Source organism: Stenotrophomonas maltophilia group sp. RNC7, from assembly GCF_030910085.1.
In the GTDB taxonomy this organism is placed as follows: Bacteria; Pseudomonadota; Gammaproteobacteria; order Xanthomonadales; family Xanthomonadaceae; genus Stenotrophomonas; species Stenotrophomonas sepilia.
The window spans coordinates 1-303 of record NZ_JAVFVN010000848.1; the positions used below are offsets into that span (position 1 = coordinate 1).

Below are 303 nucleotides of genomic sequence, written 5' to 3' on the forward strand. Positions count from 1 at the left end.
GACATCGAGAACGAATCCCGCGCCAAGACCAGTGGCGGTGGCATCGGCACCGGGATGAGCAGCGGTGGTGGCATCAGCAACCCGCTGGGGAGCGCGGCCGGTGCGGGGCTGAGCCTGCTGGGCGGTACGAAGAAGAACGACCGCAGCACCACCCACTCGGATCTCGCCGCCGGCACCGTGGTGGTGCGCGATGGCAATGAGAGCGCTTTGGCCGGTCTTGATCGGACCGCGACCGGCTTTGATACCGACAGCGCACTGTCGGCCGTTGACCTGCGCAAGATGCAGGAGCGTGCCGAGGTGATG

Annotated in this window: 1 protein-coding gene; it reads left to right on the plus strand. The window is 67.0% G+C overall.

Features of this window, described 5'->3' with window-relative positions; all coding sequences use genetic code 11:
- Nucleotides 1-303, plus strand: a 303-nt coding sequence (locus RCF13_RS20230) for a hypothetical protein (RefSeq protein WP_308141518.1), incomplete at both ends; no start/stop codon positions are given.